Origin of the sequence: Actinomycetospora chibensis (assembly GCF_028737215.1) — a bacterium.
Classification (GTDB): Bacteria; Actinomycetota; Actinomycetes; order Mycobacteriales; family Pseudonocardiaceae; genus Actinomycetospora; species Actinomycetospora chibensis.
On record NZ_JAQZAM010000007.1, the window covers coordinates 214,577 to 238,508 of the forward strand.

The 23,932-nt window shown below is 73.5% G+C and carries 22 protein-coding genes; 13 read left to right on the top strand and 9 right to left on the bottom strand.

All coding sequences use genetic code 11. From position 1 onward, the window contains the following. Entirely contained in the window at window positions 1-1,017 is a 1,017-nt protein-coding gene (gene galE, locus PH189_RS13150; RefSeq protein WP_274189239.1) for a UDP-glucose 4-epimerase GalE, read from the bottom strand. Between the two features lie 48 nt (window positions 1,018-1,065). Continuing rightward, a complete protein-coding gene (locus PH189_RS13155) occupies window positions 1,066-1,788 on the bottom strand; it encodes an iron-dependent transcriptional repressor DtxR (protein ID WP_274189240.1) in 723 nt (240 codons plus the stop codon). 86 nt (window positions 1,789-1,874) lie between these two features. Between PH189_RS13155 and PH189_RS13160 the strand changes: the two genes are divergently transcribed. The 4 genes from PH189_RS13160 to PH189_RS13175 all read left to right on the top strand — a co-directional run bounded on the left by PH189_RS13160 (window position 1,875) and on the right by PH189_RS13175 (window position 7,298). Beyond that, window positions 1,875-2,813 carry a sulfurtransferase gene (locus tag PH189_RS13160; RefSeq protein ID WP_274189241.1) on the top strand — a complete coding sequence of 313 codons (939 nt, stop codon included), beginning with the start codon at window positions 1,875-1,877 and terminating at the stop codon, window positions 2,811-2,813. Next, window positions 2,810-4,009, top strand: a complete 1,200-nt coding sequence (locus tag PH189_RS13165; RefSeq protein WP_274189242.1) for an acetoin utilization protein AcuC — start codon at window positions 2,810-2,812, stop codon at window positions 4,007-4,009. The genes PH189_RS13160 and PH189_RS13165 overlap by 4 nt, the downstream gene beginning before the upstream one ends. Before the next feature lie 19 nt (window positions 4,010-4,028). Next, window positions 4,029-6,722: a bifunctional acetate--CoA ligase family protein/GNAT family N-acetyltransferase gene (locus tag PH189_RS13170; RefSeq protein ID WP_274189243.1), complete on the top strand. Its 2,694-nt coding sequence runs from the start codon at window positions 4,029-4,031 to the stop codon at window positions 6,720-6,722. 84 nt (window positions 6,723-6,806) lie between these two features. Continuing rightward, entirely contained in the window at window positions 6,807-7,298 is a 492-nt protein-coding gene (locus PH189_RS13175) for a hypothetical protein (RefSeq protein ID WP_274189244.1), read from the top strand. 259 nt (window positions 7,299-7,557) lie between these two features. Here PH189_RS13175 and PH189_RS13180 read toward each other — a convergent pair whose 3' ends face one another. The 3 genes from PH189_RS13180 to PH189_RS13190 all read right to left on the bottom strand — a co-directional run bounded on the left by PH189_RS13180 (window position 7,558) and on the right by PH189_RS13190 (window position 10,715). Continuing rightward, the gene (locus PH189_RS13180; protein ID WP_274189245.1) at window positions 7,558-8,553 is read right to left on the bottom strand and encodes a sigma-70 family RNA polymerase sigma factor; all 996 of its coding nucleotides are present in this window, start codon (window positions 8,551-8,553) and stop codon (window positions 7,558-7,560) included. A 190-nt stretch (window positions 8,554-8,743) separates the two neighbouring features. Continuing rightward, window positions 8,744-9,211, bottom strand: coding sequence for a D-aminoacyl-tRNA deacylase (gene dtd / locus PH189_RS13185; protein ID WP_274189246.1), 468 nt, complete (start codon window positions 9,209-9,211; stop codon window positions 8,744-8,746). Window positions 9,212-9,218: 7 nt separating this feature from the next. Continuing rightward, window positions 9,219-10,715, bottom strand: a complete 1,497-nt coding sequence (locus tag PH189_RS13190; RefSeq protein WP_378014959.1) for a DUF7782 domain-containing protein — start codon at window positions 10,713-10,715, stop codon at window positions 9,219-9,221. Between the two features lie 243 nt (window positions 10,716-10,958). Between PH189_RS13190 and acs the strand changes: the two genes are divergently transcribed. Then, window positions 10,959-12,899, top strand: a complete 1,941-nt coding sequence (acs, locus tag PH189_RS13195; RefSeq protein ID WP_274189248.1) for an acetate--CoA ligase — start codon at window positions 10,959-10,961, stop codon at window positions 12,897-12,899. Window positions 12,900-13,135: 236 nt separating this feature from the next. Here the strand turns inward: acs and PH189_RS13200 are convergent, their stop codons facing one another. Then, window positions 13,136-13,972, bottom strand: a complete 837-nt coding sequence (locus PH189_RS13200) for a lysophospholipid acyltransferase family protein (protein WP_274189249.1) — start codon at window positions 13,970-13,972, stop codon at window positions 13,136-13,138. A 48-nt stretch (window positions 13,973-14,020) separates the two neighbouring features. Then, entirely contained in the window at window positions 14,021-14,704 is a 684-nt protein-coding gene (locus tag PH189_RS13205; RefSeq protein WP_274189250.1) for a M50 family metallopeptidase, read from the bottom strand. A 153-nt stretch (window positions 14,705-14,857) separates the two neighbouring features. On the opposite strand from PH189_RS13205, the gene PH189_RS13210 reads away from it, so the two are divergent. Together PH189_RS13210 and PH189_RS13215 are read left to right on the top strand one after the other, a co-directional pair. Continuing rightward, complete coding sequence (locus PH189_RS13210) at window positions 14,858-16,189, top strand: SAM-dependent methyltransferase (RefSeq protein WP_274189251.1); 1,332 nt, start codon at window positions 14,858-14,860, stop codon at window positions 16,187-16,189. After that, entirely contained in the window at window positions 16,186-17,031 is an 846-nt protein-coding gene (locus PH189_RS13215) for a DUF1295 domain-containing protein (RefSeq protein ID WP_274189252.1), read from the top strand. The genes PH189_RS13210 and PH189_RS13215 overlap by 4 nt, the downstream gene beginning before the upstream one ends. Window positions 17,032-17,058: 27 nt before the next feature. Here PH189_RS13215 and PH189_RS13220 read toward each other — a convergent pair whose 3' ends face one another. After that, on the bottom strand, window positions 17,059-17,520 hold the full coding sequence (locus PH189_RS13220; RefSeq protein ID WP_274189253.1) for a peroxiredoxin: 462 nt from the start codon (window positions 17,518-17,520) through the stop codon (window positions 17,059-17,061). 194 nt (window positions 17,521-17,714) lie between these two features. Here PH189_RS13220 and PH189_RS13225 point away from each other — a divergent pair, with 194 nt between their 5' ends. The 6 genes from PH189_RS13225 (at window position 17,715) to PH189_RS13250 (ending at window position 22,134) form a co-directional block, all read left to right on the top strand. Next, complete coding sequence (locus tag PH189_RS13225) at window positions 17,715-18,419, top strand: alpha/beta hydrolase (protein WP_274189254.1); 705 nt, start codon at window positions 17,715-17,717, stop codon at window positions 18,417-18,419. A gap of 23 nt (window positions 18,420-18,442) precedes the next feature. After that, window positions 18,443-19,696 (top strand): NAD(P)/FAD-dependent oxidoreductase, encoded by a 1,254-nt coding sequence (locus tag PH189_RS13230; RefSeq protein WP_274189255.1) that lies wholly within the window; start codon window positions 18,443-18,445, stop codon window positions 19,694-19,696. Further along, complete coding sequence (locus PH189_RS13235; protein WP_274189326.1) at window positions 19,693-20,436, top strand: DUF1365 domain-containing protein; 744 nt, start codon at window positions 19,693-19,695, stop codon at window positions 20,434-20,436. Before PH189_RS13230 ends, PH189_RS13235 begins: the two co-directional genes overlap by 4 nt. Before the next feature lie 69 nt (window positions 20,437-20,505). After that, a complete protein-coding gene (locus PH189_RS13240; protein WP_274189256.1) occupies window positions 20,506-21,033 on the top strand; it encodes a GNAT family N-acetyltransferase in 528 nt (175 codons plus the stop codon). 4 nt (window positions 21,034-21,037) lie between these two features. Beyond that, window positions 21,038-21,628 carry an HhH-GPD-type base excision DNA repair protein gene (locus tag PH189_RS13245; RefSeq protein WP_274189257.1) on the top strand — a complete coding sequence of 197 codons (591 nt, stop codon included), beginning with the start codon at window positions 21,038-21,040 and terminating at the stop codon, window positions 21,626-21,628. 89 nt (window positions 21,629-21,717) lie between these two features. Then, the gene (locus tag PH189_RS13250) at window positions 21,718-22,134 is read left to right on the top strand and encodes a DUF3099 domain-containing protein (protein ID WP_274189258.1); all 417 of its coding nucleotides are present in this window, start codon (window positions 21,718-21,720) and stop codon (window positions 22,132-22,134) included. Between the two features lie 45 nt (window positions 22,135-22,179). On the opposite strand, the gene PH189_RS13255 is transcribed toward PH189_RS13250, so the two are convergent. Then, window positions 22,180-23,898, bottom strand: a complete 1,719-nt coding sequence (locus PH189_RS13255; protein WP_274189259.1) for a DUF1996 domain-containing protein — start codon at window positions 23,896-23,898, stop codon at window positions 22,180-22,182. Window positions 23,899-23,932: the final 34 nt, after the last annotated feature.

Below are 23,932 nucleotides of genomic sequence, written 5' to 3' on the forward strand. Positions count from 1 at the left end.
TCAGGCCCGCGCCCGGGCGAAGGCCCAGGCGTCGGCGACGATGCCGTCGAGGTCGGTGTGGGTGGGCTTCCAGCCCAGCTCGGCGCGGGCCCGGGCCGAGGACGCCACGAGCACGCCCGGATCGCCGGCGCGCCGCGGCGCCACGCGCGCCGGGATGGCGTGGCCGGTCACCCGGCGGCAGGCCTCGATCACCTCGAGCACGGAGAAGCCCTGCCCGTTGCCCAGGTTGCACACGAGGTGCCCGCCCGTCCCGCCGTCGCCGCGGGCCAGCAGGTCCAGTGCGAGCACGTGGGCCTCGGCGAGGTCGTCGACGTGGATGTAGTCGCGCACGCAGGTGCCGTCGGGGGTGGGCCAGTCGTCGCCGTAGATCGCGATCTCGTCGCGCTGCCCGAGGGCGACCTGGAGGACGAGGGGGATGAGGTGGGTCTCGACGGTGTGCCGCTCGCCCAGCGCGGCGGTGCTGCCGCCACCGTCGGCGCCGCCGTCGGTGCCGTGGGCCCCGGCGACGTTGAAGTAGCGCAGGCTCACCGCGCGGAGCGCGCCGCCCGAGGCCGCGGCGTAGTTGCCGATCGCGAGGTCGACGGCGAGCTTCGTCGCGCCGTAGGTGTTGGTCGGGCGCGTCGGCGCGTCCTCGGTGATCGGGGAGCCCTCGGGCTCGCCGTAGGTGGCCGCGGTCGAGGAGAACACCAGCCGCGGCACGTCGTGGCGCCGCAGGGCGTCGAGCAGCGCGACGGTGGTCACGACGTTGCCGTGCCAGTACTTCGCGGGCTTCTCGGCCGACTCGCCCACCAGCGAGCGCGCCGCGCAGTGCACGACGCCGTCGACGTCACCCCCGCCGAGCACCTCGTCGGCGACCTCCGCGACGTCGCCCACCACGAGGCGCGCGCCCTCGGGCACCGCGTCCCGGTGCCCCGTCGACAGGTCGTCGACCACCACCACGTCGTTGCCCGCGTCCAGCAGGTACCGGGCGCACACGCTGCCCACGTACCCCGCGCCCCCCGTGACCACCAGCGTCATGACGGCCAGTGTGCCGGGCCCCCGGCGTGGGCCCGGCGGGGGGAGGAGCTACTGGGCGCGCACCAGCACGGCGTGGGCCACCAGCGGGTCGACCTGCGCGCTCGAGCCCTTGTGGCCGACGCCCACGGCGTCGCCGAAGCGGGGGATGGCCACGACGTCGACGTCGCTGCCCGGCAGGACGCCTGCGCTCTTGAGCTCGGCCATGAGCTGCTCGTTGAGCTGGATGTGCTCGGCGATGCGGCGCACCTCGACCTTGCCGCCGCCGCCGCGGGCGAACTCGTCGAGCCGCACGAGACCCGCCTCGTCGGGGGTGGGGGTGCGCGTCGGGGCCGCGGGCTCCTCGCCGTCGCTGGTGCGGAGGGTCTCGAGACCGGGGATCGGGTTGCCGTACGGCGACACCGAGGGCTCGCCGAGCAGCGTGAAGAGCTTGCGCTCGACGGCGTCGCTCATGACGTGCTCCCAGCGGCACGCCTCGACGTGCACGTGCTCCCACTCGAGCCCGATGACGTTGACGAGCAGCAGCTCGGCGAGGCGGTGCTTCCGCATGACGGCCACCGCCTTGGCGCGGCCGCCGGGGGTGAGCTCGAGATGACGATCGCCCGCGACGTGGACCAGACCGTCGCGCTCCATGCGGGCGACGGTCTGGCTGACGGTGGGACCGCTCTGCTCCAGGCGCTCGGCGATGCGGGCTCGGAGGGGGACGACCCCTTCCTCCTCGAGCTCGTAGATCGTCCGGAGATACATCTCGGTGGTGTCGATGAGGTCGTTCATGCACACCCCTTTCCGCTCACCAATAGTACCGACGGTGTCCGACACCGATACGGCGGCGAGGTGGTGCCACAGGGCACGATCGACGCATGGACACCGAGTCGGGTCCCCTGCCCACCCCCGTCGTCGGAGTCGGCTGGCTCCGGGACGCCCTCGAGCGCCCTGCGGGGCGCCCGGTCGTGCTCGACGTGCGGTGGACGCTGCGGCCGCCACCCCGCAACGCCAAGGAGCGCAAGGCCGCCGCCCGCGAGGACCCGCCGGGCCTCGTCGAGCACGACGCCGGGCACATCCCCGGCGCCGTCTACGTCGACCTCGACACCGAGCTCGCCGGCCCGCCGGGCCCCGCGGGGCGCCACCCGCTGCCCGACCCCGACGTGCTCGAGGAGACCCTGCAGCGCGCCGGCGCCGTGGACGACTCCGAGATCGTCGTCTACGACGGCGGCGACGGGATGGCGTCGTCGCGGGCCTGGTGGGTGCTTCGCTGGGCGGGCATCCGGCCCGACCGGGTCGCGGTGCTCGACGGCGGATGGCCGGCGTGGGTGGCCGCGGGCGGTGAGGTCTCGACGGTCGGCGGGGGCGTGCGCCGCCCCGGCACGCTGCGCGTCGACGCCGGCGCAATGCCGGTGCTCACCGCCTCCGGCGCGGCCGACGTCGCCGCGGCGCGCGACGCCGTCCTGCTCGACGGGCGCTCCGCCGAGCGATTCCGGGGCGAGACCGAGCCGATCGACCCGGTCGCGGGCCACGTGCCCGGCGCCGAGAACCTGCCGGCCGCCGCGCTCATCGGCGACGACGGCCACTGGCGCGCGGCCGACGACGCGGCGTCGGTGCTGCGCCCGCTGGTCGAGGACGCGGGGACGGTCGGCGCCTACTGCGGCTCCGGGGTCAGCGCGGCGATGCTCGTGCTCGGTCTCGAGCACGCCGGCCTGCGGACACCCGCGGATCCCGCCGGGCTCTACGTCGGGAGCTGGTCACACTGGTGCGGGACGGGACGGCCCGTCGAGACCGGCCCCGGTACCGTCGCCACGTGACCAGCTCCGGAGCGCCGACGGTGGACCCGGCCCGCGTGGCCGTGGTCTGGGACGAGAGCCTCCTGGGCTACAAGCTCTCGGAGTCGCACCCGCTGCACCCGGTCCGCCTCGACCTCACGATGCGTCTCGCGCGTTCGCTGGGCGTGCTCGACGGCATCGACCTGCTGGCCCCGACGATGGCACCCGACGAGGAGCTGCGCCGCATCCACGTGGCCAGCTACCTCGACGCGGTGCGGGTCGCCCCGGAGCGCGGCGAGGACATGGCCCACCAGCTCGGGACGTCCGACAACCCGATCTTCGAGGGCATGCACGAGGCGAGCGCCCTGGCCACCGGGGCCTCGATCGCCGCGGCCCGGGAGATCGCCGAGGGCCGCGCCGACCGCGCGATCAACATCGCCGGCGGCCTGCACCACGCCATGGCCGACCACGCGTGGGGTTTCTGCGTCTACAACGACTGCGCGGTCGCGATCTCGTGGCTGCTCGACCACGGCTACGAGCGCATCTGCTACCTGGACACCGACGTCCACCACGGCGACGGCGTCCAGGCCGCGTTCTACGACGACGACCGCGTGCTGACGATCTCGATGCACCAGCACCCGCGGACGTTGTGGCCCGGCACCGGGTTCGCCTCCGAGCTCGGCAGCGGCCGGGCGTCGGGCACCGCGGTCAACCTCGCACTGCCGCCCGGCACCCGCGACCAGGGCTGGCTGCGGGCGTTCAGCGCCGTCGTCCCGTCGCTGCTGGGCGCCTTCCGGCCGCAGATCCTCGTCACCCAGTGCGGGGTGGACACCCACCACGAGGACCCACTGGCCGAGCTGTCGCTCACCGTCGACGGCCACCGCGCGATCTACAGCCGGCTGCGGGAGCTCGCGGCCGAGTACTCCGACGGCAAGTGGCTCGCCCTCGGCGGGGGCGGGTACGGGCTCTTCCGCGCCGTGCCCCGGTCCTGGACCCACCTGCTGGCCACCGTCCTCGACCGCGACGTCGAGCCGCACCGCCCGATCCCTGCGGACTGGACGTCGTACGCCACCGAGAAGACCCGGCGCCCGCTGCCGACGTCGATGACCGAGGAAGCGCCCACCGACTTCGAGCGCTGGGGCGGCTTCACCGAGGTCGAGGTCGACCCGTTCCTGCTCGAGACCCGCCGCGCGGTGTTCCCCCTGCACGGCCTGGACCCGGCGGACACCCGCGACTGACACCCCGACGAGGGCGAGGATGACCGAGATCGCCGACCCCGACGCCACGACCGCAGAGGTCCGGGCGGTGCCCGACGCGCCCTACCCCGCGCACTGGGAGGCCGACGTCGTGGCCTCCGACGGCGCGACGGCACACCTGCGCCCGATCTCGGCCGATGACGCGGACGACGTGGTCGCGTTCCACGGCCGGCTGTCGGACCGCACCCGCTACTTCCGGTACTTCAGCCCCTACCCGCACATCCCCGAGCGCGACCTCAAGAACTTCGTCGAGGTCGACCACCACGACCGCGTGGCCCTCGTGCTCTGGCTCGGTCGCGAGATCATCGCCATCGGGCGCTACGTGCGGCTCGCGCAGACCACGGCGGCCGAGGTCGCGTTCGTCGTGCGCGACGACCACCAGGGCCGGGGTCTCGGATCGATCCTGCTCGAGCACCTCGCCGCGGCCGCCCGCGAGTGCGGCCTCACGCGTTTCGTCGCCGAGGTGCTCACCGAGAACCACCAGATGGTCCGCGTCTTCCGCGATGCCGGGTTCGAGGTCAGCCGCGCGCTCGAGGGGTCGACCCTGCACCTGGAGTTCGACGTCGCGTCCACCTCGCGGGCCCGCGAGGTGCAGCTCGCGCGGGAGCAGCGCGCCGAGGCCCGCAGCGTCGCCAACGTGCTCTCGCCGCGCTCGGTGGCCGTCGTGGGCGCCTCGCCCGACGAGACGAAGATCGGCCACGTCGTCCTCGCGAACCTGCTGCGCGGCGGCTTCACCGGCCCCGTCTACCCGGTGCACCCGGAGGCGCGGTCGGTGCGCGGGGTGCGCGCGTACCCGAGCGTCACCGACATCCCCGACGACGTGGACCTCGCGGTCCTGGCGGTCCCTCCGGACGAGGTTCCGGGCGTCTTCGACGCGTGCCTCGAGAAGGGGGTGCGGGGGCTCGTCGTCATCACCTCGGGCTTCGGCGAGACCGGCCCGACGGGGCTCGCCGCGCAGCGCGAGCTGGTCACCGCCGCCCGCGCGAACGGCATGCGGGTGGTGGGCCCGAGCGCGCTCGGCGTCGTCAACCTCGCCGCGGACGTGTCGCTCAACGCCTCGCTCGCGCCGCGGCTGCCCCCGCCGGGCCGGGTGGGCTTCTTCTGTCAGTCCGGTGCGCTCGGCATCCAGATCCTCGCCGCCGCGGCCGAGCGTCGCCTCGGGCTGTCGTCGTTCGTCTCGGCGGGCAACCGCGCCGACCTCTCGGGCAACGACCTCATGCAGTACTGGGACACCGATCCCGACACCGACGTCGTCCTGCTCTACCTCGAGACGTTCGGCAATCCGCGCAAGTTCGCCCGGGTCGCGCGCCGGCTCGCCCGGACGAAGCCCGTGATCGCGGTGAAGAGCGGGCGCCACGTCGCCGCCGCGCCGGGCCTCGCGGGCAGCGCGCAGCCCATCGACGAGGCCGCCGTGGGCGCGGTGTTCGACCAGTCCGGGGTGATCCGTGTCGACTCGGTCGACGAGCTCTTCGACGCCGCCCAGCTGCTCGCCCACCAACCCCTGCCGCCCGGCCCGCGGATCGGGATCGTCGGCAACTCCACGGCGCTGGGCGTGCTGGCCGCGGACGTCGTGCTCGCCCAGGGCCTGTTCCTCGCCCGGGACCCGGTCGACCTGGGGACGTCCAGCGGCGCCGAGGAGCTGCGCGCGGCGGTGGCCGACCTCCTCGCCGACGACCAGTGCGACGCCCTGGTCGTCGTCTTCGTGCCGGCGATCACCACCGACCCCACCGACCACGCCCGGGCCCTCGCCGACGCGGTCCGCGGCGCCGAGAAGCCCGTGGTCTCGACGTTCCTGGCCTCCGAGGGTGTCCCCGAGGTGCTCACGGTCTCCGACGGCGAGGGCGGCGGACCGCAGCGCGGCAGCATCCCGTCGTACCCGAGCCCCGAGCGCGCGGTGCTCGCGCTGGCCCGCGCGGTGCGCTACACGCAGTGGCGCTCGCGGCCGGTCGGCGACTTCGTCGTCCCGTCCGGAGTCGACCTCGAGGCGGCGCAGACGCTCGTCGCGGCGATCGAGCCCGGCCCGCGCACGTTGCTCACCGACGAGCAGGCCGACGCGCTGCTGCGCTGCGTCGGGGTGATCGTGGCGCCGTTCCGCCGGGTGCGCTCGGCCGACGACGCGGTCGCCGTGGCGCGGGAGCTGGGCGGCGCGGTGGTGCTCAAGACCGCCGATCGCAGCTGGCGACACCGCACCGACCTGCGCGGGGTGCACGTGGGGCTCACCGAGTCCACCGCCATCGCGAGCGCCTACGAGCAGCTCGTCGAGCTCTCGGGCTCCGACGAGGTGTACGTCCAGGTGCAGGCCCCGCCGGGGATCCCGTGCGTGGTGGAGGTGCGCGACGACCCGTCGTTCGGCTCGCTCGTGTCGTTCGGGCTCGCCGGGGTGGTGGGGGAGCTGCTCGGCGACCGCGCCTACCGCGCCACGCCGCTGTCGACGATGGACGCGGCGACGCTCGTGCGCGCCCCCCGGGCCGCCCCGCTGCTCGACGGCTACCGGGGCGCCCGCCGGGCGGACCTGCCCGCCCTCGAGGACCTCGTGCTCCGGATCGGCGTGCTCGCCGACGCCGTTCCCGAGATCCGCTCGCTCGTGCTCGACCCGGTGCTCGCCGCCGAGCGCGGGGCGCACGCCACCGGCGTCACCGTGGTGCTCGGCCCTCCGCCGGGTCCCAGCGACGCCGGGCCGCGCCGGTTGCGCTAGCGCGTCCTCCGAGCCAGAGCACCCGAAAGTGCTCACGGGAGCGCAGCACACCGCGGACGACGGCGCCCTACCGTCGGACGCACCATGCGCCACGCATTCGCGATCCCGCCGGTCCTGCGCCTCGGTCTGCTCGCGGCCGTCGTCCTGCTCGCCGCCGGCTGCGGTGAGGCGGGGGAGACGCCGGCCCCCCCGACCGCGGCCACGATCCCCACCGGCGCGCCGCCGGCGAACCGCCCCGTCCCGGCGACCCCGGACCCGCTGGTGGCGACACCGCCCGCGGGCACGACGGTGCTCCCCGTCGAGCGGGTCGACGCCGGGGCGCTGCCGGCGGGGCTGCCGACGCTCGTCTGGACCCGAGGGGACCGCACCCTCGGCGTCTACGGACGCGCGGGTGGGTGCACGGACGCGCGGCTGGAGGTCGTCGAGCAGGGCGCGGAGCGCGTCGTCCTGCGGGTCGTCCAGTTCACGACCGGCCCCGGGCCGTGCACGCGCGAGCTGCTCTACCCGCCGCTCGAAGTGACCCTCGACGCCCCGTTGGACCGGCGTCCGGTGGTGCTCACCGGGCAGGTGCCCTGAGGGCGGTGGGAGCCCGGACCCCGGAAAGCCGGAAGACCGGGCCGGCCCCCGACCGTCCCGGTCTCCCGTCGCGAGGCGAGGTCGGGTTGCGACCTGCCGTCGTGGATTGTGGCCGAGCCGGTGGACCCCACGTGAGTGGGATCACACCCGGCCCGTGCGCCTCAGACTGCCGTTACCGGCCAGTCACCGTCAATGCGCAGTTCGGGCCACCGACCGGAACGATCCCGACACGGTGCGTCGCCGAACCGGGGTCGCGCGGTCAGCTCGCGGCGTAGGCCTTGAGCCGGCTGGCACGGTCGCCGTCGCGGAGCTTGACCATGACCTCGCGCTCGATCTGGCGCACCCGCTCGCGGGAGAGCCCGAACTGCCGGCCGATCTGGTCGAGCGTGCGCGGCTGGCCGTCGTCCAGGCCGTAGCGCAGCCGGATGACGTTCTGCTCCCGCTCGTCGAGCGTCGCGATGACGCGGCGCATGTCGTCGTGGAGCAGGCCGGAGATGACCGTCGACTCGGCGTCGGTGGCCTCGGCGTCCTCGATGAAGTCCCCGAGCGGGGCCTCCTCCTCGGAGCCGACCGGCATGTCCAGGCTCACCGGGTCGCGGCTGTGGTCGAGGAGGTCCGCGACCTTCTCCACCGCGATGCCCGACTCCTCGGCCAGCTCCTCGTGGGTGGCCTCGCGGCCGAGGGTCTGGTGGAGGTCGCGCTTGATCCGGGCGAGCTTGTTGACCTGCTCGACCAGGTGGACGGGCAGACGGATGGTGCGGGCCTGGTCGGCCATGCCACGGGTGATGGCCTGGCGGATCCACCACGTCGCGTACGTCGAGAACTTGAAGCCCTTGGCGTAGTCGAACTTCTCCACGGCGCGGATCAGGCCGAGGTTGCCCTCCTGGATCAGGTCCAGCAGCGGCATGCCGCGTCCCGTGTAGCGCTTGGCCAGCGAGACGACCAGGCGCAGGTTCGCCTCGAGCAGGTGCGCGCGGGCCCGCCGACCGTCGCGGGCCACGGCCCGGAGGTCGGAGGCGCGCTGGGGGTCGAGGTCCTCGGACTGCTCGAGCAGGTGCGCCGCGTAGACGCCCGCCTCGATGCGGCGTGCCAGGTCCACCTCGTCGGCGGCCGTCAGCAGCGCGGTTTTTCCGATACCGTTGAGGTAGACGCGGACGAGGTCCGCCGCAGGGCCCTGGGCGTCGAGGTCGCTCTCGGCAGACCCGGTCGGCGTGGCCGCCTCGGGGCCGGTCTGCGGTGCGAGTGTCGCCGTCATTGCTTCCTCCCTGCGCGGCGCGAAGGTGCTGTGGCGCCGCTACATCTGGTCGAACGCGTCGGGGACGGCGTTCGTTCCCGTCGTGGGATACAACAGTGGGGTGCCCGCTGTGGCGTGCCCGACGCATGGCGCGCGCCACCTGCGGGCAACGACTTCCGGATCTCCACCCGACGGCCCGAGCGCGGCTGCGCTACGTCTCCACGAGCACCGTGAAGGGGCCGTCGTTGCTGGACACAACGCGCATGTCGGCCCCGAACTTCCCCTCCGCGACGGGCGCCCCGCGCCGGCGTAGCGCCTCGACCACCCCCTCGACCGCCGCGCGCGCCACTGCCGGAGGTGCGGCCGCGGACCACGAGGGGCGCCGGCCCTTGCGGGTGTCGCCGTAGAGGGTGAACTGGCTGACGACGAGCAGGCCGGCCCCGGTCTCGGCGCAGGAGCGCTCGTCGCCTCTCCTTTCCCCGTCGCTGCGCTCGCCCCTGAGCAGGCGCAGCTCGTGGAGCTTGCGCGCCATGGTCTCCGGGGCGTCGGGACCGTCGTCGCGGTGGACCCCGAGCAGCACGAGCAGCCCGGGGGCGTCCAGCTCGCCGACGACCTCGTCGCCCTCGGGGCCCTCGACGGTCACGCGCGCCCAGGCCACGCGGCTCACGACGGCCCGCACGTCACCCTCACTCCCACACCAGCATCCCGTGCCGGACCAGGTCCCGGACGACGGGAAGGGCGGCCTCGGCGAGCTCGTCGGCATCACGGCCGTGGGCCAGCGCGAGCAGATCGAGGAGGTCGCGTAGCGGCAGGTACCCGCGACACCCGGCCAGCAGGGCGACGCCCAGCTCGTCGACGTCGTGGCGCCACTGCGGACCGTCGAGGCGCACCAGCGTCGCCGCCACCTCCGACCAGCCCTCGTCGGTGGGGACGAGCCCGCGCTCGAGGGCGACGGTGTCCGGCACCCGGGGCCGCGTGTCGAGCAGCGTGTCGCCGGGGTGCCGGGCGAGCCAGGCCGTGCGGTCGAGCCACGCCTCGATCTCGGGGCCCAGCGGGTCGTCGTGGGACTGGCGGAGGTCCTCGCAGACGACCGTGCCCGCGACGTCCGGGGCGGTGCGGCGCAGGGTCACGAACCCGAACCCGATCGCGTGAACGCCCTCGCCGGCCAGGAAGTCCAGCCACCGCTCCGAGAGCGCCGTGCCCTCGGGCGAGGCCGGGTCGACGCCCGCGTCGCGCAGCCAGGTCCCGACGTGCAGCGCGGGATCCGCGACGTCGCGCTGCACCACCCACGCGTCCAGCCCGCCCGGCGCGGCGGCCTCCGCCGCCTCCGCGAGCCAGGTGCGCGGGCGCTCGGTCCAGTCGTCGGAGGTGATCAGCCAGGAGGCGAGCAGCTGGGCGACGCCGCCCTCGGTCAGGAAGCCGGGCAGCCGGCCCACCAGCAGGGCGCTCGCCCCGTCGCCGCCGAGCCCGGAGTCGCGGTAGACGTGGTCCACCTGCGGCGGCCCGGGTACGAACGGCGGGTTGCTGACGATCTGGTCGAACCGGCGCCCGGCCACCGGCTCGAGCCACGGGCCGGCGAGGAGCTCGGCGTCGACGCCGGAGAGCGCGAGCGTCACCCGCGCCATGTCCAGCGCGCGGTCCGAGACGTCCGTGCCCGTCATCCGGCGCGCGTGTCCGGAGCAGTGCAGCACCTGCACCCCGCACCCCGTGCCCACGTCCAGGAGCGTGTCGACCGGGCGGCGGACCGTCGCCCGCGCCAGTGACAGCGACGCCGCGCCGGTGCCCAGGACGTGTTCGCGGTCGGCGGTCCGGCCGGCGGGATCGACCTCGAGGTCCGAGAGCACCCACCACGTTCCGGCATCCGGAACGGCCGCGTCGCCGTGCGGGCGCAGGTCCAGCGCAGCGGAGACCTGCCCGTCCCGGTCGCTGAGCAGCCCGGCGGAGACGGCCTCGCCGACGTCCACGGGCTCCAGCGCCTCCGCTGCCTCGTCCCGCGGCACGGCGTCGCCCAGCAGGAACAGCCGGATCAGCGTTCCCGCGTCGCCGGCGTCCCGGACCGCGCGGCGGGCCGGTGTGGTCTCGCCGCGGTCGAGCGCGGCACGCGCCGCCGGTCCGAGGAGCGCGGCCACCCGGTCCACCGTGAACCCCATTCGCCCCAAAGCCGTGCGTAAGCCACGCCACATTCGGGCATCAGGAACGACGACACCCTCCGTGACAGCGATGTCCGATTCGGGGAGGTCGTGTCGGGGCACGCACGTGATCGTCACACTGCAGCCGCAGTCGATCATCGCCACCCTGGCCGCGACCTCTCCGATCGCACCGTTGCCTCGGGCAGGGATGTGCGTGACGGTACGCACACAGCAAGGGGCACCAGGCGTCGACGGCGCCGACCGGTGCCCGTGACGACGACCGGGAGGCACACGCGGATGTCGGAAGCGACCACCAGCCAGGAGGGGAAGACCTACCCGCCGGACTCGGAGCTGTCGAAGACGGCCAACGTGCGGCCGGAGATGCTGGAGCAGGACCTCCAGGAGTTCTGGAGCGAGCAGGCCAAGGACAAGATCAGCTGGTTCGAGCCCTTCGACACGGTTCTCGACTGGAACCTGCCCTACGCGAAGTGGTTCGTCGGCGGGAAGCTCAACGCCTGCTACAACTGCGTCGACCGGCACGTCGAGAACGGCAAGGGCGACAAGGTGGCCCTGCACGTCGTGCCCGACGACGGCCCGGACTCGTCCGAGGCGCGGGACATCACCTTCTCGCAGCTGCAGGAGCAGGTGGTCAAATTCGCCAACGGGCTCAAGAAGCTCGGCGTCGGCAAGGGCGTCCCTGTCGGGATCTACATGCAGATGATCCCCGAGGCCGTCGTGGCGATGCTGGCGTGCGCCCGTCTGGGTGCGCCGCACACCGTGGTGTTCGGCGGGTTCAGCGGCAAGGCCGTGGCCGAGCGCTGCAACGACCTCGAGTGCAAGGTCCTCATCACCCAGGACGAGTCGATGCGCGGCGGCAAGGCCGGCGCGCAGAAGACCAACGCCGACGAGGGTCTCGACGCCGGCCCGACCACCGTCGAGAAGGTCGTCGTCGTCAAGCGCTCCGGGGCGGACATCCCGATGGGCGACCGCGACGTCTACCTCGACGACCTCACCTCGGACGTCTCCGGCGACGCGTCGGACTGCCCGTGCGAGCCGATGGAGTCCGAGGACCTGCTCTTCCTGCTCTACACGTCGGGCTCCACCGGGAAGCCGAAGGGCGTCGTCCACACCACCGGCGGCTACCTCGTCGGCACGGCGACGACCCACAACCTGGTCTTCGACGTCAAGGACGACTCGGTCTACTGGTGCGCGGCCGACATCGGCTGGATCACCGGCCACAGCTACATCGTCTACGGGCCGCTGGCCAACGGGTGCACCTCGGTGCTCTTCGAGGGCGTTCCCGGCTACCCGGACAAGGACGTGTGGTGGAGGACCATCGACAAGTACGGGGTGACGATCCTCTACACCTCGCCGACGGCGATCAAGTCGCACATGAAGGCCGGCGAGCAGCACATCGAGGGCCACGACCTGAGCTCGATCAAGATCCTCGGGAGCGTCGGTGAGCCGATCAACCCGGACGTCTGGGAGTGGTACCGCGAGCACGTCGGCGGCGGCAAGGCGCCGATCATGGACACCTGGTGGCAGACCGAGACCGGGCACATCCTGATCACGCCGCTGCCCGGGATCACCACGATGAAGCCGGGCATGGCGCAGCAGCCGTTCCCCGGCGTGCGTCCGGAGATCCGCGACGACGAGGGCAACCAGCTCGGCGTCGAGCAGACCGGCAACCTCGTGCTCACCCAGCCCTGGCCGGGCATGATGCGCACGCTCTACAACGACGACCAGCGCTTCAAGGACACCTACTGGTCGAAGTACTCCGACGCGTACTTCGCCGGTGACGGCGCCAAGTACGACGCCGACGGCGACATCCAGCTCATGGGTCGCATCGACGACGTCGTCAACGTGTCCGGCCACCGTCTCTCGACCTTCGAGGTCGAGAGCGCCCTGGTCGAGCACGCCGACGTCGCCGAGGCCGCCGTCGCGGCGCGCAAGGACGACGACACCGGGCAGGCGATCGTCGCCTTCGTGTCGCTCAAGGGCGACAAGGAGGGCACCGAGGAGCTGGAGCAGGCGCTGCGCGAGCAGGTCGCTCAGTCGATCGGCAAGCTCGCCCGTCCCGCGACGGTGATCTTCGCCAGCGACCTTCCGAAGACGCGGTCGGGGAAGATCATGCGGCGGCTCCTCAAGAACCTCGCGGAGGGCGAGGAGCTGGGCGACACGTCCACGCTCGTCGACCCGACCGTCGTGGAGGAGATGCAGAAGCAGATGAACAGCTAGGTGCGCTTCGCGCATGTGAGCACGTCGAGGTGCTCCGGCACCTCGACGTGGTCACATGACGCAGCCACGGGAACGAACGGCGCTTTCGTTGCATTCGATGCAGCGAAAGCGCCGTTCGTTCGTTCGGGGGCCGGCGCCCAGGGTCGGCACCGAAGATCACGGGCGCGCGAAGCACCTCGCCCGCGTTCGTGAGGTGGACGGCGCGCCCGTGATCTCCCGGGCCGCCGGGGGACGGCTCAGCTGACGGCGGGCGGCTGGAGCTCGGTGGCGTGATCGGCGCGCTCGTGGACCTCGGGCTGCGGCGGCTCCTCGCGACGCAGCACCACGAGCTGCTCGGTGATCCGGCCCATGATCCGGTCGGTGGCCTCCTGCAGGGCGGTGCGCCCGATCCGTCCCTCGCGCAGGTCGTCGAGGGTGACGGGCGGACCCGCGAGCACGCTCAGGGTCGCGCGCGGGTAGAGCGTGCCGACCCTCGCGGTCGGCGGGAGCAGGTGGTTGGAGCCCCACTGGGCCACCGGGATCACCGGCGCCCCGGTCTCCAGGGCCATGCGTGCGACGCCGGTGCGCGCCGGGCGGGGCCAGCCGTCGGAGTGCTCGGCGAAACCGCCCTCCGGGTAGACGACGACCACCTCGCCCTGCCGCACCGCCTCGACCGCCGCGCGGAAGGCCTCGATGCCGGAGGCGCTCCGGTCGACAGGGATGTGTCGGCCCCCGCGCAGCGGCGCGCCGACCACCGTCTGGCCCCACAGCTCCTTCATCGCGAGGAAGCGGGGCACGCGGCCCTGGGCCACGCAGTAGGAGACCAGGACGATCGGGTCGACGTGCGAGAGGTGGTTCACCGCGAGCAGCGCCCCGCCGGAAGCCGGCACCTGGCGCCCGCCGCGGAAGTCCCAGCGCGCCACGGCCATGAGCACCGGCCAGAGCAGGTCGATCGCGAAGCCGTACCAGAAGCCGCGGTCGGTGCGGGGGTAGAGCGCCAGGATCGCGAGCTTGCGCCACAGCCGCATCGGCCGCCCCGGACGACGTCGGTCGTGGGCCTGGGAGATCCGGCGGAGCCGGTCCTGACGCGCCATGCCGCAGATCATGTCTTCCGCCGCACGCGGTCGCATGGGTGGATGCCCTCAGACGATGGCGTAGCCGGGTCGGAGGAGGAGCTGGGCCCCGACGACGAGGGAGACCAGGCCGATGAAGAGCCAGGTCAACGACCACACGAACTCCGGGATGAGAGTCATCTTTCTCAGGTCCTCGGAGTCCCCGGAACCGCCCAGGACACGGACGATGCGCAGGAGGCCACCGAGAAGGAGCAGCCACGCGATGGCGACCGCGAAGGCGGCCTGGAGCGACGGCGTTCCCGCGATGAGCAACCAGCCGAGACCGAGGGTGATCAAGCCCGGGATCAGGAACGCGAGAGCGTTGCGGGACCGGGCCACGGCCAGCACAGACAGAACGATCGAGACCAACAGGACGGCCCACGGGTTGCCCGCGGCGATGAGTGCGGCCGCCGCCAGGCCCAGGAACGACGGCACGATGTAGGCGACGAAGCTGCTGAAGATCCTGGTGAGCCAGATTCCGGGGCCCGCCGCCACGGTCTCGCCGTCGGCATTGTCCTTCAGGTTCCAGTAGCGGGTGCCCCGCAGCGTCAGAAGGTTGGCGAGCATGTGGCCGCCCTCGTGCGCAAGCGTGACGGGGTACCGGGCGAGGATCGGGGAGAACAACACGAACAACAGCACGATGAACCCCGTACCGAACGCGATCGGTTCTCCCACGATCGGGACGTCATTGACCCCCAGGTCCACCCCCACCATGAGGTGAATCGCAGCACGTTCCGTATCCGGATCACCCGGATGACACGCCGTCTACGCCCGATCGCGACGAGGCAACTGTGACGGATGCGAACCGGGCGAACCGATCGCCGGTGCGGTCCGATCCATGGGACGTCGCGACGGAGGGAGAACACGGTGGGCGCAGGGGCAGCACAGCGGGTGGCGGACGCGGTCGGGGCGTTCCTCGAGGGCCCGGTGCCGGTGCGCATCCGGGCGTGGGACGGCAGCGAGGCCGGGGCGGCGCCGGGTCCCGGCGTGCCGACGGTGGTGCTGCGCTCGCGGCGGGCGCTGCGCCGGCTGCTGTGGGAGCCGGGCGAGATGGGCCTGGCGCACGCCTACGTCTCGGGTGACCTCGACGTCGACGGCGACCTCGCCGAGGGGCTCTCGGCGATGTGGGCGCTGGTGAACTCGGGAACGATCACGAAGCGCCGCCCCGGGGCCCGCGAGCTCCCGGGGCTCGCCGCGCAGGCCGTGCGTCTCGGGCTCCTCGGCACCAAGCCGGCGCCGCCGCCCGAGGCCATCAGGATCAAGGGGCGGCTGCACAGCAAGCGCCGGGACAGGGCGGTCATCGCCCACCACTACGACGCCGGCAACGCGTTCTACAGCCTGCTGCTCGACGACTCGATGGCCTACTCGTCGGGCTACTGGACGTCGGAGGACAGCACCCTCGAGCAGGCGCAGCGCGACAAGCTCGACCTGATCTGCCGCAAGCTCGACCTCGCGCCCGGGCGCAGGCTGCTCGACATCGGCTGCGGCTGGGGCTCGCTCGCCGTGCACGCCGCGCGCGAGTTCGGCGCCCAGGTGCGTGCGGTGACGATCTCCCGCGAGCAGCGCGACCAGGTCAACGCCCGGATCCGTGCCGAGGGGCTCGCCGGCCAGGTGCAGGTCGACCTGCTCGACTACCGCGATGTCGCCGAGAAGATCACCGCGGTCGACGGCCCCTTCGACGCCGTGAGCGCGATCGAGATGGGTGAGCACGTCGGCGACGCGCACTACCCGGTCTTCGCCGCGACCCTCCACGGCGCGCTCCGGCCGGGCGGGCGGGCCCTGGTCCAGCAGATGTCGCGCGGGGCGAACGCGCCCGGCGGCGGCGCGTTCATCGAGACCTACGTGACGCCGGACATGGTGATGCGCCCCGTCGGCGACACCCTGACGTTCCTGCAGCGCTCGGGCCTCGAGGTCCGCGACGTGCACGTCATGCGGGAGCACTACGTCCCGACGATCCGGGCCTGGCTCGCCACCCTCGAGGAGCGCTTCGACGAGGCCGTCGGGCTCCTCGGCGAGCGCGGCGCGCGGATGTGGCGGCTCTACCTGGCCGGGGGCGCGCTGGCGTTCGAGGAGAACCGCATGGGCGTCGACCAGATCCTCCTCGCCCGCCCCACCGACCGCGGCCGCAGCGGCATGCCCGCCACGCGCGACGACTGGTCCGTGCGAGCGCGTTCGGACGCGGGTACGCCGGGCTCGTGAGTCCTGCCTTCGCGATTGACACCTTCGACCTTGCCGCCTTCGGCCTCCTGCTCGCGGCCGCGGTGGCCGGCGTCGTCGTGGTGTTCGCGGCGACGCTGGTCGTCGCGCTCCTGGCCGGGCGGCACAGCGTCGTCGACGTGACGTGGGGCCTGGGCTTCGTGGTCGTCGCCGTGAGCGCCTACGTGACCTCGGGTGTCCTCGGCGTCGGCAACACCGTGGTGCGCACCGTCGTGCTCGCGCTCGTGGCGGTCTGGGGCCTGCGCCTGGCGATCTACATCGGCTGGCGCAACCACGGGAAGGGCGAGGACCCGCGCTACGCGGAGATGCTCGGCGACGACCACCCGCCGGGCGCGGTGACCGCGTACGTGCTCCGCAAGGTCTATCTGCCGCAGGCCGGCGTCATGCTCGTCGTGTCACTGCCGGTGCTGGCCGCGATGGTGCGGGCGTCGACGGTGCTGCCCGTGGTGATCGTCGGGGCGGTGGTGTGGCTGGTCGGGTTCGCCTTCGAGTCGGTCGGCGACGCCCAGCTCGCGTCGTTCAAGTCCGACCCGGACAACAAGGGCAAGGTCATGGACTCGGGACTCTGGCGCTACACCCGCCACCCGAACTACTTCGGCGACGCCTGCGTCTGGTGGGGCGTCTTCGTCGTCGCCGCGGGCCACCCGCTCGCCCTGGTCACGGTCGTCGGGCCGCTGCTGATGACGTACCTGCTCACGTCCGTGACGGGCAAGGAGCTCACCGAGAAGTCGATGTCGCAGCGCCCGGGGTACGACGAGTACGTCCGTCGCACGTCGGGCTTCCTGCCGCTGCCCCCGGGCTCCCGCCCGGCCCGCGCCACGTGAGACGGGCGCGCGCCGGTCGGGACGGGCTCAGGCGCCCTGACGCTCGCGGAGGGTCTTGAGGGCGTCGTCGGCGTGCAGGTCGAACTTCATCTCGCTGCCGATCACCTCGAGCACCGTGCGGTCGGTGTCGATGACGAAGGTCTTGCGCTTCACCGGCAGCGCCGGCAGCCACGACCGCTTCGCGCCGAACTGCTTGGCGACGGCACCGTCGGGGTCCGAGAGAAGGGGGTAGTCGAAGGAGTGCGTGGTCGAGAACGTGTGCTGCCTCTCCACCGAGTCGGCGCTGATGCCGACGCGCTGGGCCCCCACCGCGGCGAACTCGGACGCGAGGTCGCGGAAGTGGCAGCTCTCCTGGGTGCAGCCGCCCGAGGAGGCCAGGGGGTAGAAGAACAGCACCACCGGTCCGTCGGCGAGCAGCCCGGACAGCGTCCGGCGGGCGCCGGTGTCGTCGGCGAGCTCGAAGTCGGGGGCGATGTCTCCGGCCTTCATGGGGGGTTCCTTCCGCGGGCGGGGATGTCTCGGGACGCGTACGTCCCGGGCGCGTGAGGGGTTCGGCGGCCGTGACGGGGGCGTGTCCGCGACCCATGATCCTCGCGCTCGCCGGCCGGGAGGGTGGCGCGCGCCTCGTCCGCTGAGGCGCCTCCCGGACCGCGTCCCCACGCCGCAGGCCGCAGGATGGAGACGTGACGCTCCCGCGCCTCGACCGCGTCCGTCCCGCCACCCGGCGTCCCGTCACCGGGGCCGTGGTCGTGCTGCACGGCGGGAGCCCGAACAACCGGGAGGCCGCCGACGGGCTGCGGCTGCCCTACCTGCGGATGGTGCCGTTCGCGCGCAGCCTAGCGTCGGCCGGAGCCCGCCGCGGGGTGGACGTCGGCCTGTTGCGCTACCGCTACCGCGGCTGGAACGCGCCCGACCTCGACCCGGTGCAGGACGCCCGCTGGGCGCTGCGCGACCTGCGACAGCGCCACGGCGACGTCCCGGTCGTGCTGGTCGGGCACTCGATGGGCGGGCGGACCGCGCTGCGCGTCGGCGGCGACGAGGGCGTGGTCGGCGTCGCCGGGCTGGCGCCGTGGATCGAGCGCGGCGAGCCCTGGGAGCACCTCACGGGCCAGACGGTGCTGATCGCCCACGGCGACCGCGAGCGGATGACCTCCCCGCAGGCCTCCCGGTGGTTCGCCGGCCGTGTGGCGACGATCTCCGACCGCGTCGCGCGCTTCGACGTCCTCGGCGACGGCCACACGATGCTGCGGCGGGCGTCCGACTGGCACGACCTCGTCACACACTTCGCTCTCGGGGCCCTCGGACTCGAACCGTTCACCGAGCCCGTCGCGAAAGCGATGGCGGCAGGGGATCCGGACGGACTGGAGGTCCCCCTGGAGAATCCGTAGGGATTCGGGTGAGGAGTGGTGGCATGCGGGAGCGGGTCGCGGTCGTCGGTGCGGGGGTCTCGGGACTCACCGCGGCCTACCTGCTCCAGCGGCGGTACGACGTCACCCTGTTCGAGGCGGAGGGCCGTCTCGGCGGGCACGCGCACACCCACGAGCTCGACACCGTCGCGGTCGACTCCGGGTTCATCGTCCACAACGACGTCACGTACCCGAACCTGCTGAGGCTGTTCGCCGAGCTCGGGGTCGCGACGCAGGACTCCGAGATGAGCATGAGCGTCCGCGACGAGGCCACCGGCCTCGAGTACGCCGGCGCCCGCGGGCTCAGGGGCCTGTTCGCCCAGCCGCGCAACGTCGCGAACCCGCGCTACCTGCGGATGCTCGGCGAGGTCCTACGCTTCCACCGCCAGGCCCGCGCCGTGGTGGACGGGACGTCGCCGCTCGCCGAGGACGTCACGTTCGGCGAGTTCCTCGACGCCGGCGGCTACTCGCCGTACTTCGTCGAGACCTTCGCGGTGCCCGTGGTGTCCGCGGTCTGGTCGTCGGGGCCGGAGCTCTCGCGGCAGTACCCGGCGCGCTACCTGTTCACGTTCCTCGCGAACCACGGGATGCTCTCGATCGGCGGCTCGCACCGCTGGCGCACCGTCGTCGGCGGCTCGCGCACCTACGTCGAGCGCGCCGCGAAGGGGCTGTCGGCGGTGGAGGTGTCGACGCCGGTCCGGGCCGTCGTGCGCAGCGGGGACGAGGTGCGTGTCCGCGACGACGCCGACGTCGAGCGCCGCTTCGACCGCGTCGTCGTCGCCACCCACGCCCCGGACGCGCTGCGCCTGCTCTTCGCGCCGACCGCCGAGCAGGTGTCGGTGCTCGGGGCCTTCCGCTACTCGCCCAACGAGACCGTCCTGCACACCGACACCTCGGTGCTCCCGCGCGCCGAGGGGGCCCGGGCGTCGTGGAACCTGCTGCGCGTGCCGGGGGAGTCCAAGGTGCTGGTCAGCTACGACATGACGCGGCTGATGCGGTTGCCCCAGGATCCCCACAGCCCGGAGACCTACGTCGTCACGCTCAATGCGACCGACCGCATCGACCCGAGCACGGTCATCGCGCGCATGGACTACGAGCACCCCGCCTACACCCCGGAGTCGGTCGCGGCCCAGCACCGGCTGCCGGAACTGAACGACGACCGGCTCGCCTTCGCCGGCGCCTACCACGGGTGGGGCTTCCACGAGGACGGTTGCGCCTCGGGTGTGCGCGCCGCCGCCGCCCTCGGCGCGACGTGGTGAGCTGGCTCTACGAGGCCGAGGTCGGCCACCGGCGCCTCGAGAGCCTCGACGACGCCTTCACCCACCGGCTCTACCTGTGGCTCGTCGACCTCGACGACCTGCCCCGCCTGCCCGCGCCGCTCCGGCCGTTCGCGCGGTTCCGGGCCGCCGACCACATCGGCCACCCCGACCGCACGATCCGCGAGAACCTCGACGCGTTCCTGGCCGCGCGGGGGATCGCGCGGCCCCCGCGGGTCCTCATGCTCGCCCACGCCCGCGTGCTCGGGTGGGTGTTCAACCCGATCACGCTCTACTGGTGCCGCGACGCCGACGGCGCGCTCGTGGCCGTCGTCGCTGAGGTGCACAACACCTACGGCGGGCGCCACCACTACCTGCTCGAGGTGGACGAGGCCGGCCGCGCCCGCGTCGACAAGGACTTCTACGTCTCGCCGTTCTTCCCCGTCGACGGCGAGTACCGGATGCGCGTGCCGGAGCCGGGGGAGACGCTCTCGGCGACGATCGTGCTGCGCCGCGAGGGCGGGACGGCGTTCGTCGCTACGCTGCGCGGTCGGCGACGGCCCGCCACGGCGCGCACGGTGCTCGCCGCCGTCCTGCGACACCCGGCGGTGACGCTGCGCGTGTCGGCGGCCATCCGGCACCGGGGCATCCGGTTGTGGGCCCGCGGCCTGCCGGTGATCGCCCGCCGTCCCGTCGACACCGGCCGCGGGCTCGATCAGCTCGCCGCGGCGCCCCGGTCCTGAGGCGGTTCCTGGCTGGTATCGCTCGCTCAGCGAGCGATACCAGCCAGTAACCAGGCACACTGCCTCGCCGTGACCGCTCCGCTCACCATCCGCGTCGCCGGAGCCGCCGACGTGGACTCCCTGCTCGCCCTCGTCCACAGCGCCTACCGGGGTCCGTCGGGCCGCGAGGGCTGGACGTCGGAGGCCGACCTCATCGACGGCCCGCGCACCACCCGCGAGCTGCTCGCCGCCGACGTCGCCGATCCGTCGATCTCCGTGCTCGTCGCCGGCGACCTGCTCGGCTGCGCCGCCGTCACGCACGAGGCGGGCGCGTCGACGGCGTCGTTCGGCCTGTTCGCGGTGCGGCCCGGGCTCCAGGGCGGGGGCGTCGGGTCTGCGCTCCTCGCCGCGGCCGAGGACCACGCGCGCGAGCGGGGCGCGACGGTCATGGAGATGCTCGTCATCGACCGCCGCGAGGAGCTCATCGCCTGGTACGAGCGCCGGGGCTACGCCCGGACGGGGGAGAGCCGCCCGTTCCCCTACGGCGCCGAGGGCGTGGGCGAGCCGCGGGACGACGACTTCAGGTTCGCCGTGCTCGCGAAGAATCTGGGACGCTGACCCGGTGCCCGACCTGACCCTCGCGCAGGACGCCGATGCCGACGCGGTCCTGAGCTCGAACCCGCTCGCGCTGCTCATCGGCATGCTGCTCGACCAGCAGTTCCCGATGGAGCGCGCGTTCGCCTCGCCCGCCCTGCTCACCGAGCGCCTCGGTGGCCCGCTCACGGCCGCCGGGATCGCCGAGTACGACACCGAGGCCCTGGTCGCGGCGTTCACCGGCCCGCCGGCGCTGCACCGCTACCCGCGCTCGATGGCCGAGCGGGTGCAGGCGCTCTGCCGGACGATCGTCGCCGACTGGGGTGGCGAGGTCGAGCGCCTCTGGAGCGACGCCGCCGACGGCCGCACGGTGCTGGCGAACCTGCAGTCGCTGCCCGGCTTCGGCAAGCAGAAGGCGCAGATCTTCACGGCCCTGCTCGGCAAGCAGTGCGGCGTGCGCCCCGAGGGCTGGCGCGAGGCCGCGGGCTCCTACGGGGACGACGGCTCGCGCCGCTCGATCGCCGACGTCGTCGACCCCGTCACGCTCGCCGAGGTGCGCGAGTTCAAGCAGGCGCAGAAGAAGGCGGCCAAGGCCGCGAAGGCCGACGCGCCCTCCTGACCCACCCCCAGGTGGCGCTCGGGGCGCCCAGGGTTGAGTCTGAGAGGTGCGGGCACCCGCGCAGGAGAGGTGCCGAGGAGGCGACGAACGTGAACCGACGTCACGACGACGACGGGCCGATCCTGATCACTCAGGCCCAGGTCTCGTACGACGAGGAGTTCGCGGCGCGCAAGAAGCGCTATTCGCTGATCATGGCGTGCCGCATCCCGTGCCTCATCCTCGCCGGGGTCTTCGGCATCGCCTTCCAGTGGCCGTGGGTCGCGGTCGCGTTCATCGTGCTGTCGGTGCCGCTGCCGTGGGTCGCGGTGCTCATCGCGAACGACCGCCCGCCGAAGAAGGCCGAGAAGGCCAACCGCTACCGCAGGAACCACCGCGAGCTCGACAGCGTGCCCGACGCGCAGATCATCGAGGCCGCCGAGGTGCTCGACCAGCGCACCGAGTGGCCCCGTCGGTCCCCGCAGGACGGCCGGGCCCACGAGGCGCCGCGCACGGGCACCGAGGGCTGATCTCGCCCCGCGCGGACCGGACGGACGGTGCTGCCGTCACCCGCTTCAGGCGCCCCGCAGGAACGGGGTGCGCAGGGGCGCGATCTGGGGGGCGCTCCGCGGCAGGGGCGTGACGCCCGGCAGCGGCCCCAGCCCGCGTGCGGGAGCCGGGAGGCGCGGCGCGGACGGGCGCTGCTCCGGCGCGGCGTGCCGGGGTCCGGAGACCGGGCCGTCGTGCGCCGTGCCGTCGTGTGCCGGGACCGCCGTCCGCGGTTGGTGGGCGTTGGCGTGGGTGGCGAGGGCGTGCACGAACGTCCGTGAACCCGGGACCCGGTCGGCGATGTCGGTGGACCCCGCGGCCGCGGCGTCCTGGGCGGGACCCTGCACGCAGCGCCGCGCGGCGTTGATGCAGTCCGCGCCCTCCTCGGCGCGGCGCTCGGAGGACAGGTACTCCAGCAGCGCGTGGTCGGTGATCGGGTTGTGGCGCTGCTCGGGGAAGCTGTCGATGGCGAACTGACGCCCGGGCGGCGGGTCCTCGTAGGTCACCGTGATCCGTAGCGCCGGCACCGGGATGAGGTCCTCGTCGCACTCGCCGTTCTCGTCGGGGTACCGGATGTGGGTGGCGTGGTCCTCCGAGTCGAGGTCCTGCCCGTTCCAGCAGCTCGGGAAGTCGTAGACGCGCTGCAGCGACGACCCGTCGGGGCACATCGGGTAGAGGTCGGTCATGCGCTGGCCCGACCCGGTGCAGGTGAACTTGGCGTTGCTGCCCTCGCCGCCGGTGGTGGCCGCCTTGGCCGACCCCGTGACCAGCGCGATGTTGAGGGGCATGGCCTCGGTGCGCCGGGTGCCGTGCCCATGGAACGTGAAGTCGACCGACGACGGCTCGATGAACGACCCGACGTTGCCGTCGAGGCTGCCCCCGTCGGCCCCGACGTCCGGCCCGACGCCGCGGAGATCCCGAAGCACCGGCCAGAAGATGGGGGAGCGGTCGCCGTTCGTGCACGTCGTCGACGATTCCTCGAGCGTCTGGTCCTCCGAGGCGAAGTTGGTGCCCTCGTTGCCGGCGTAGTCGTGGGTGTGCTGCGCGCCGTTGCGCTTGCCCGGGGCGATGATGAAGTTGTCGGAGTTGTGATGCGCGCTCATCGCGCACCGGATGCTGTAGCTGCCGCCGGAGAACACGCCGCCCTCGCCGCGTCGCCCCACCGAGCGGACGTTCTGGATGTTCACGAACTCCTCGGCGCTGGGGCGGCCCGCCTTGTCGCGGTTGGGGAACTGCTCGGCGTCCTCGCCCCCGGCGCCGCCGCCGCCCTGACCGCCCGCCCGGCCCCCGCCGCCCTGCTCCTCGTCCTGCCCGCCCTCCTGCCCGGAGCCATCGCCGGAACCGGAGCCGGAGCCGGAGTCCTCCCCGGAGCCTTCGGAGTCCGACCCGGAATCGGAGTCCTCGGAGTCGGAGCCACCGGCGGCCGACTCTCCTGAGTCCGACTCCGAGTTCCCCGACTCCTCCGAGCCCTCCGAATCCGAGTCCGACCCGGAGCCCTCGTCGTCCTCCGCGATCGCGACGAGACCCCCGTGGGAGACGAGCGGCGTCCCGGCACCGACCGCGACACCGATGACCAGGCCGGCCACGGCGAGCACGGCGAGCAGGAGCAGGGGGACACGGCGCGGACCGCGGGCGCGGCGCTCCAGCGCGTCCCACGGGCTCGCGGGCGTCTCCGCGTCCGCGTCAGCCCGCGCCTGCGCGCCCCGCCGCACCCGGGGCGAGCGCCCCCACCGCGACCCGCTCATGACCCTCCGTCCGACACCCCGGCCTCCGCGCCGC

Bases quoted from the DNA above. Each gene is read 5' to 3' on its own strand.
- galE (WP_274189239.1), bottom strand. From the start codon at position 1,017: ATGACGCTGGTGGTCACGGGGGGCGCGGGGTACGTGGGCAGCGTGTGC.
- PH189_RS13155 (WP_274189240.1), bottom strand. From the start codon at position 1,788: ATGAACGACCTCATCGACACCACCGAGATGTATCTCCGGACGATCTAC.
- PH189_RS13160 (WP_274189241.1), top strand. From the start codon at position 1,875: ATGGACACCGAGTCGGGTCCCCTGCCCACCCCCGTCGTCGGAGTCGGC.
- PH189_RS13170 (WP_274189243.1), top strand. From the start codon at position 4,029: ATGACCGAGATCGCCGACCCCGACGCCACGACCGCAGAGGTCCGGGCG.
- PH189_RS13175 (WP_274189244.1), top strand. From the start codon at position 6,807: ATGCGCCACGCATTCGCGATCCCGCCGGTCCTGCGCCTCGGTCTGCTC.
- PH189_RS13180 (WP_274189245.1), bottom strand. From the start codon at position 8,553: ATGACGGCGACACTCGCACCGCAGACCGGCCCCGAGGCGGCCACGCCG.
- PH189_RS13190 (WP_378014959.1), bottom strand. From the start codon at position 10,715: ATGTGGCGTGGCTTACGCACGGCTTTGGGGCGAATGGGGTTCACGGTG.
- acs (WP_274189248.1), top strand. From the start codon at position 10,959: ATGTCGGAAGCGACCACCAGCCAGGAGGGGAAGACCTACCCGCCGGAC.
- PH189_RS13200 (WP_274189249.1), bottom strand. From the start codon at position 13,972: ATGGCGCGTCAGGACCGGCTCCGCCGGATCTCCCAGGCCCACGACCGA.
- PH189_RS13205 (WP_274189250.1), bottom strand. From the start codon at position 14,704: ATGGTGGGGGTGGACCTGGGGGTCAATGACGTCCCGATCGTGGGAGAA.
- PH189_RS13220 (WP_274189253.1), bottom strand. From the start codon at position 17,520: ATGAAGGCCGGAGACATCGCCCCCGACTTCGAGCTCGCCGACGACACC.
- PH189_RS13230 (WP_274189255.1), top strand. From the start codon at position 18,443: ATGCGGGAGCGGGTCGCGGTCGTCGGTGCGGGGGTCTCGGGACTCACC.
- PH189_RS13255 (WP_274189259.1), bottom strand. From the start codon at position 23,898: ATGAGCGGGTCGCGGTGGGGGCGCTCGCCCCGGGTGCGGCGGGGCGCG.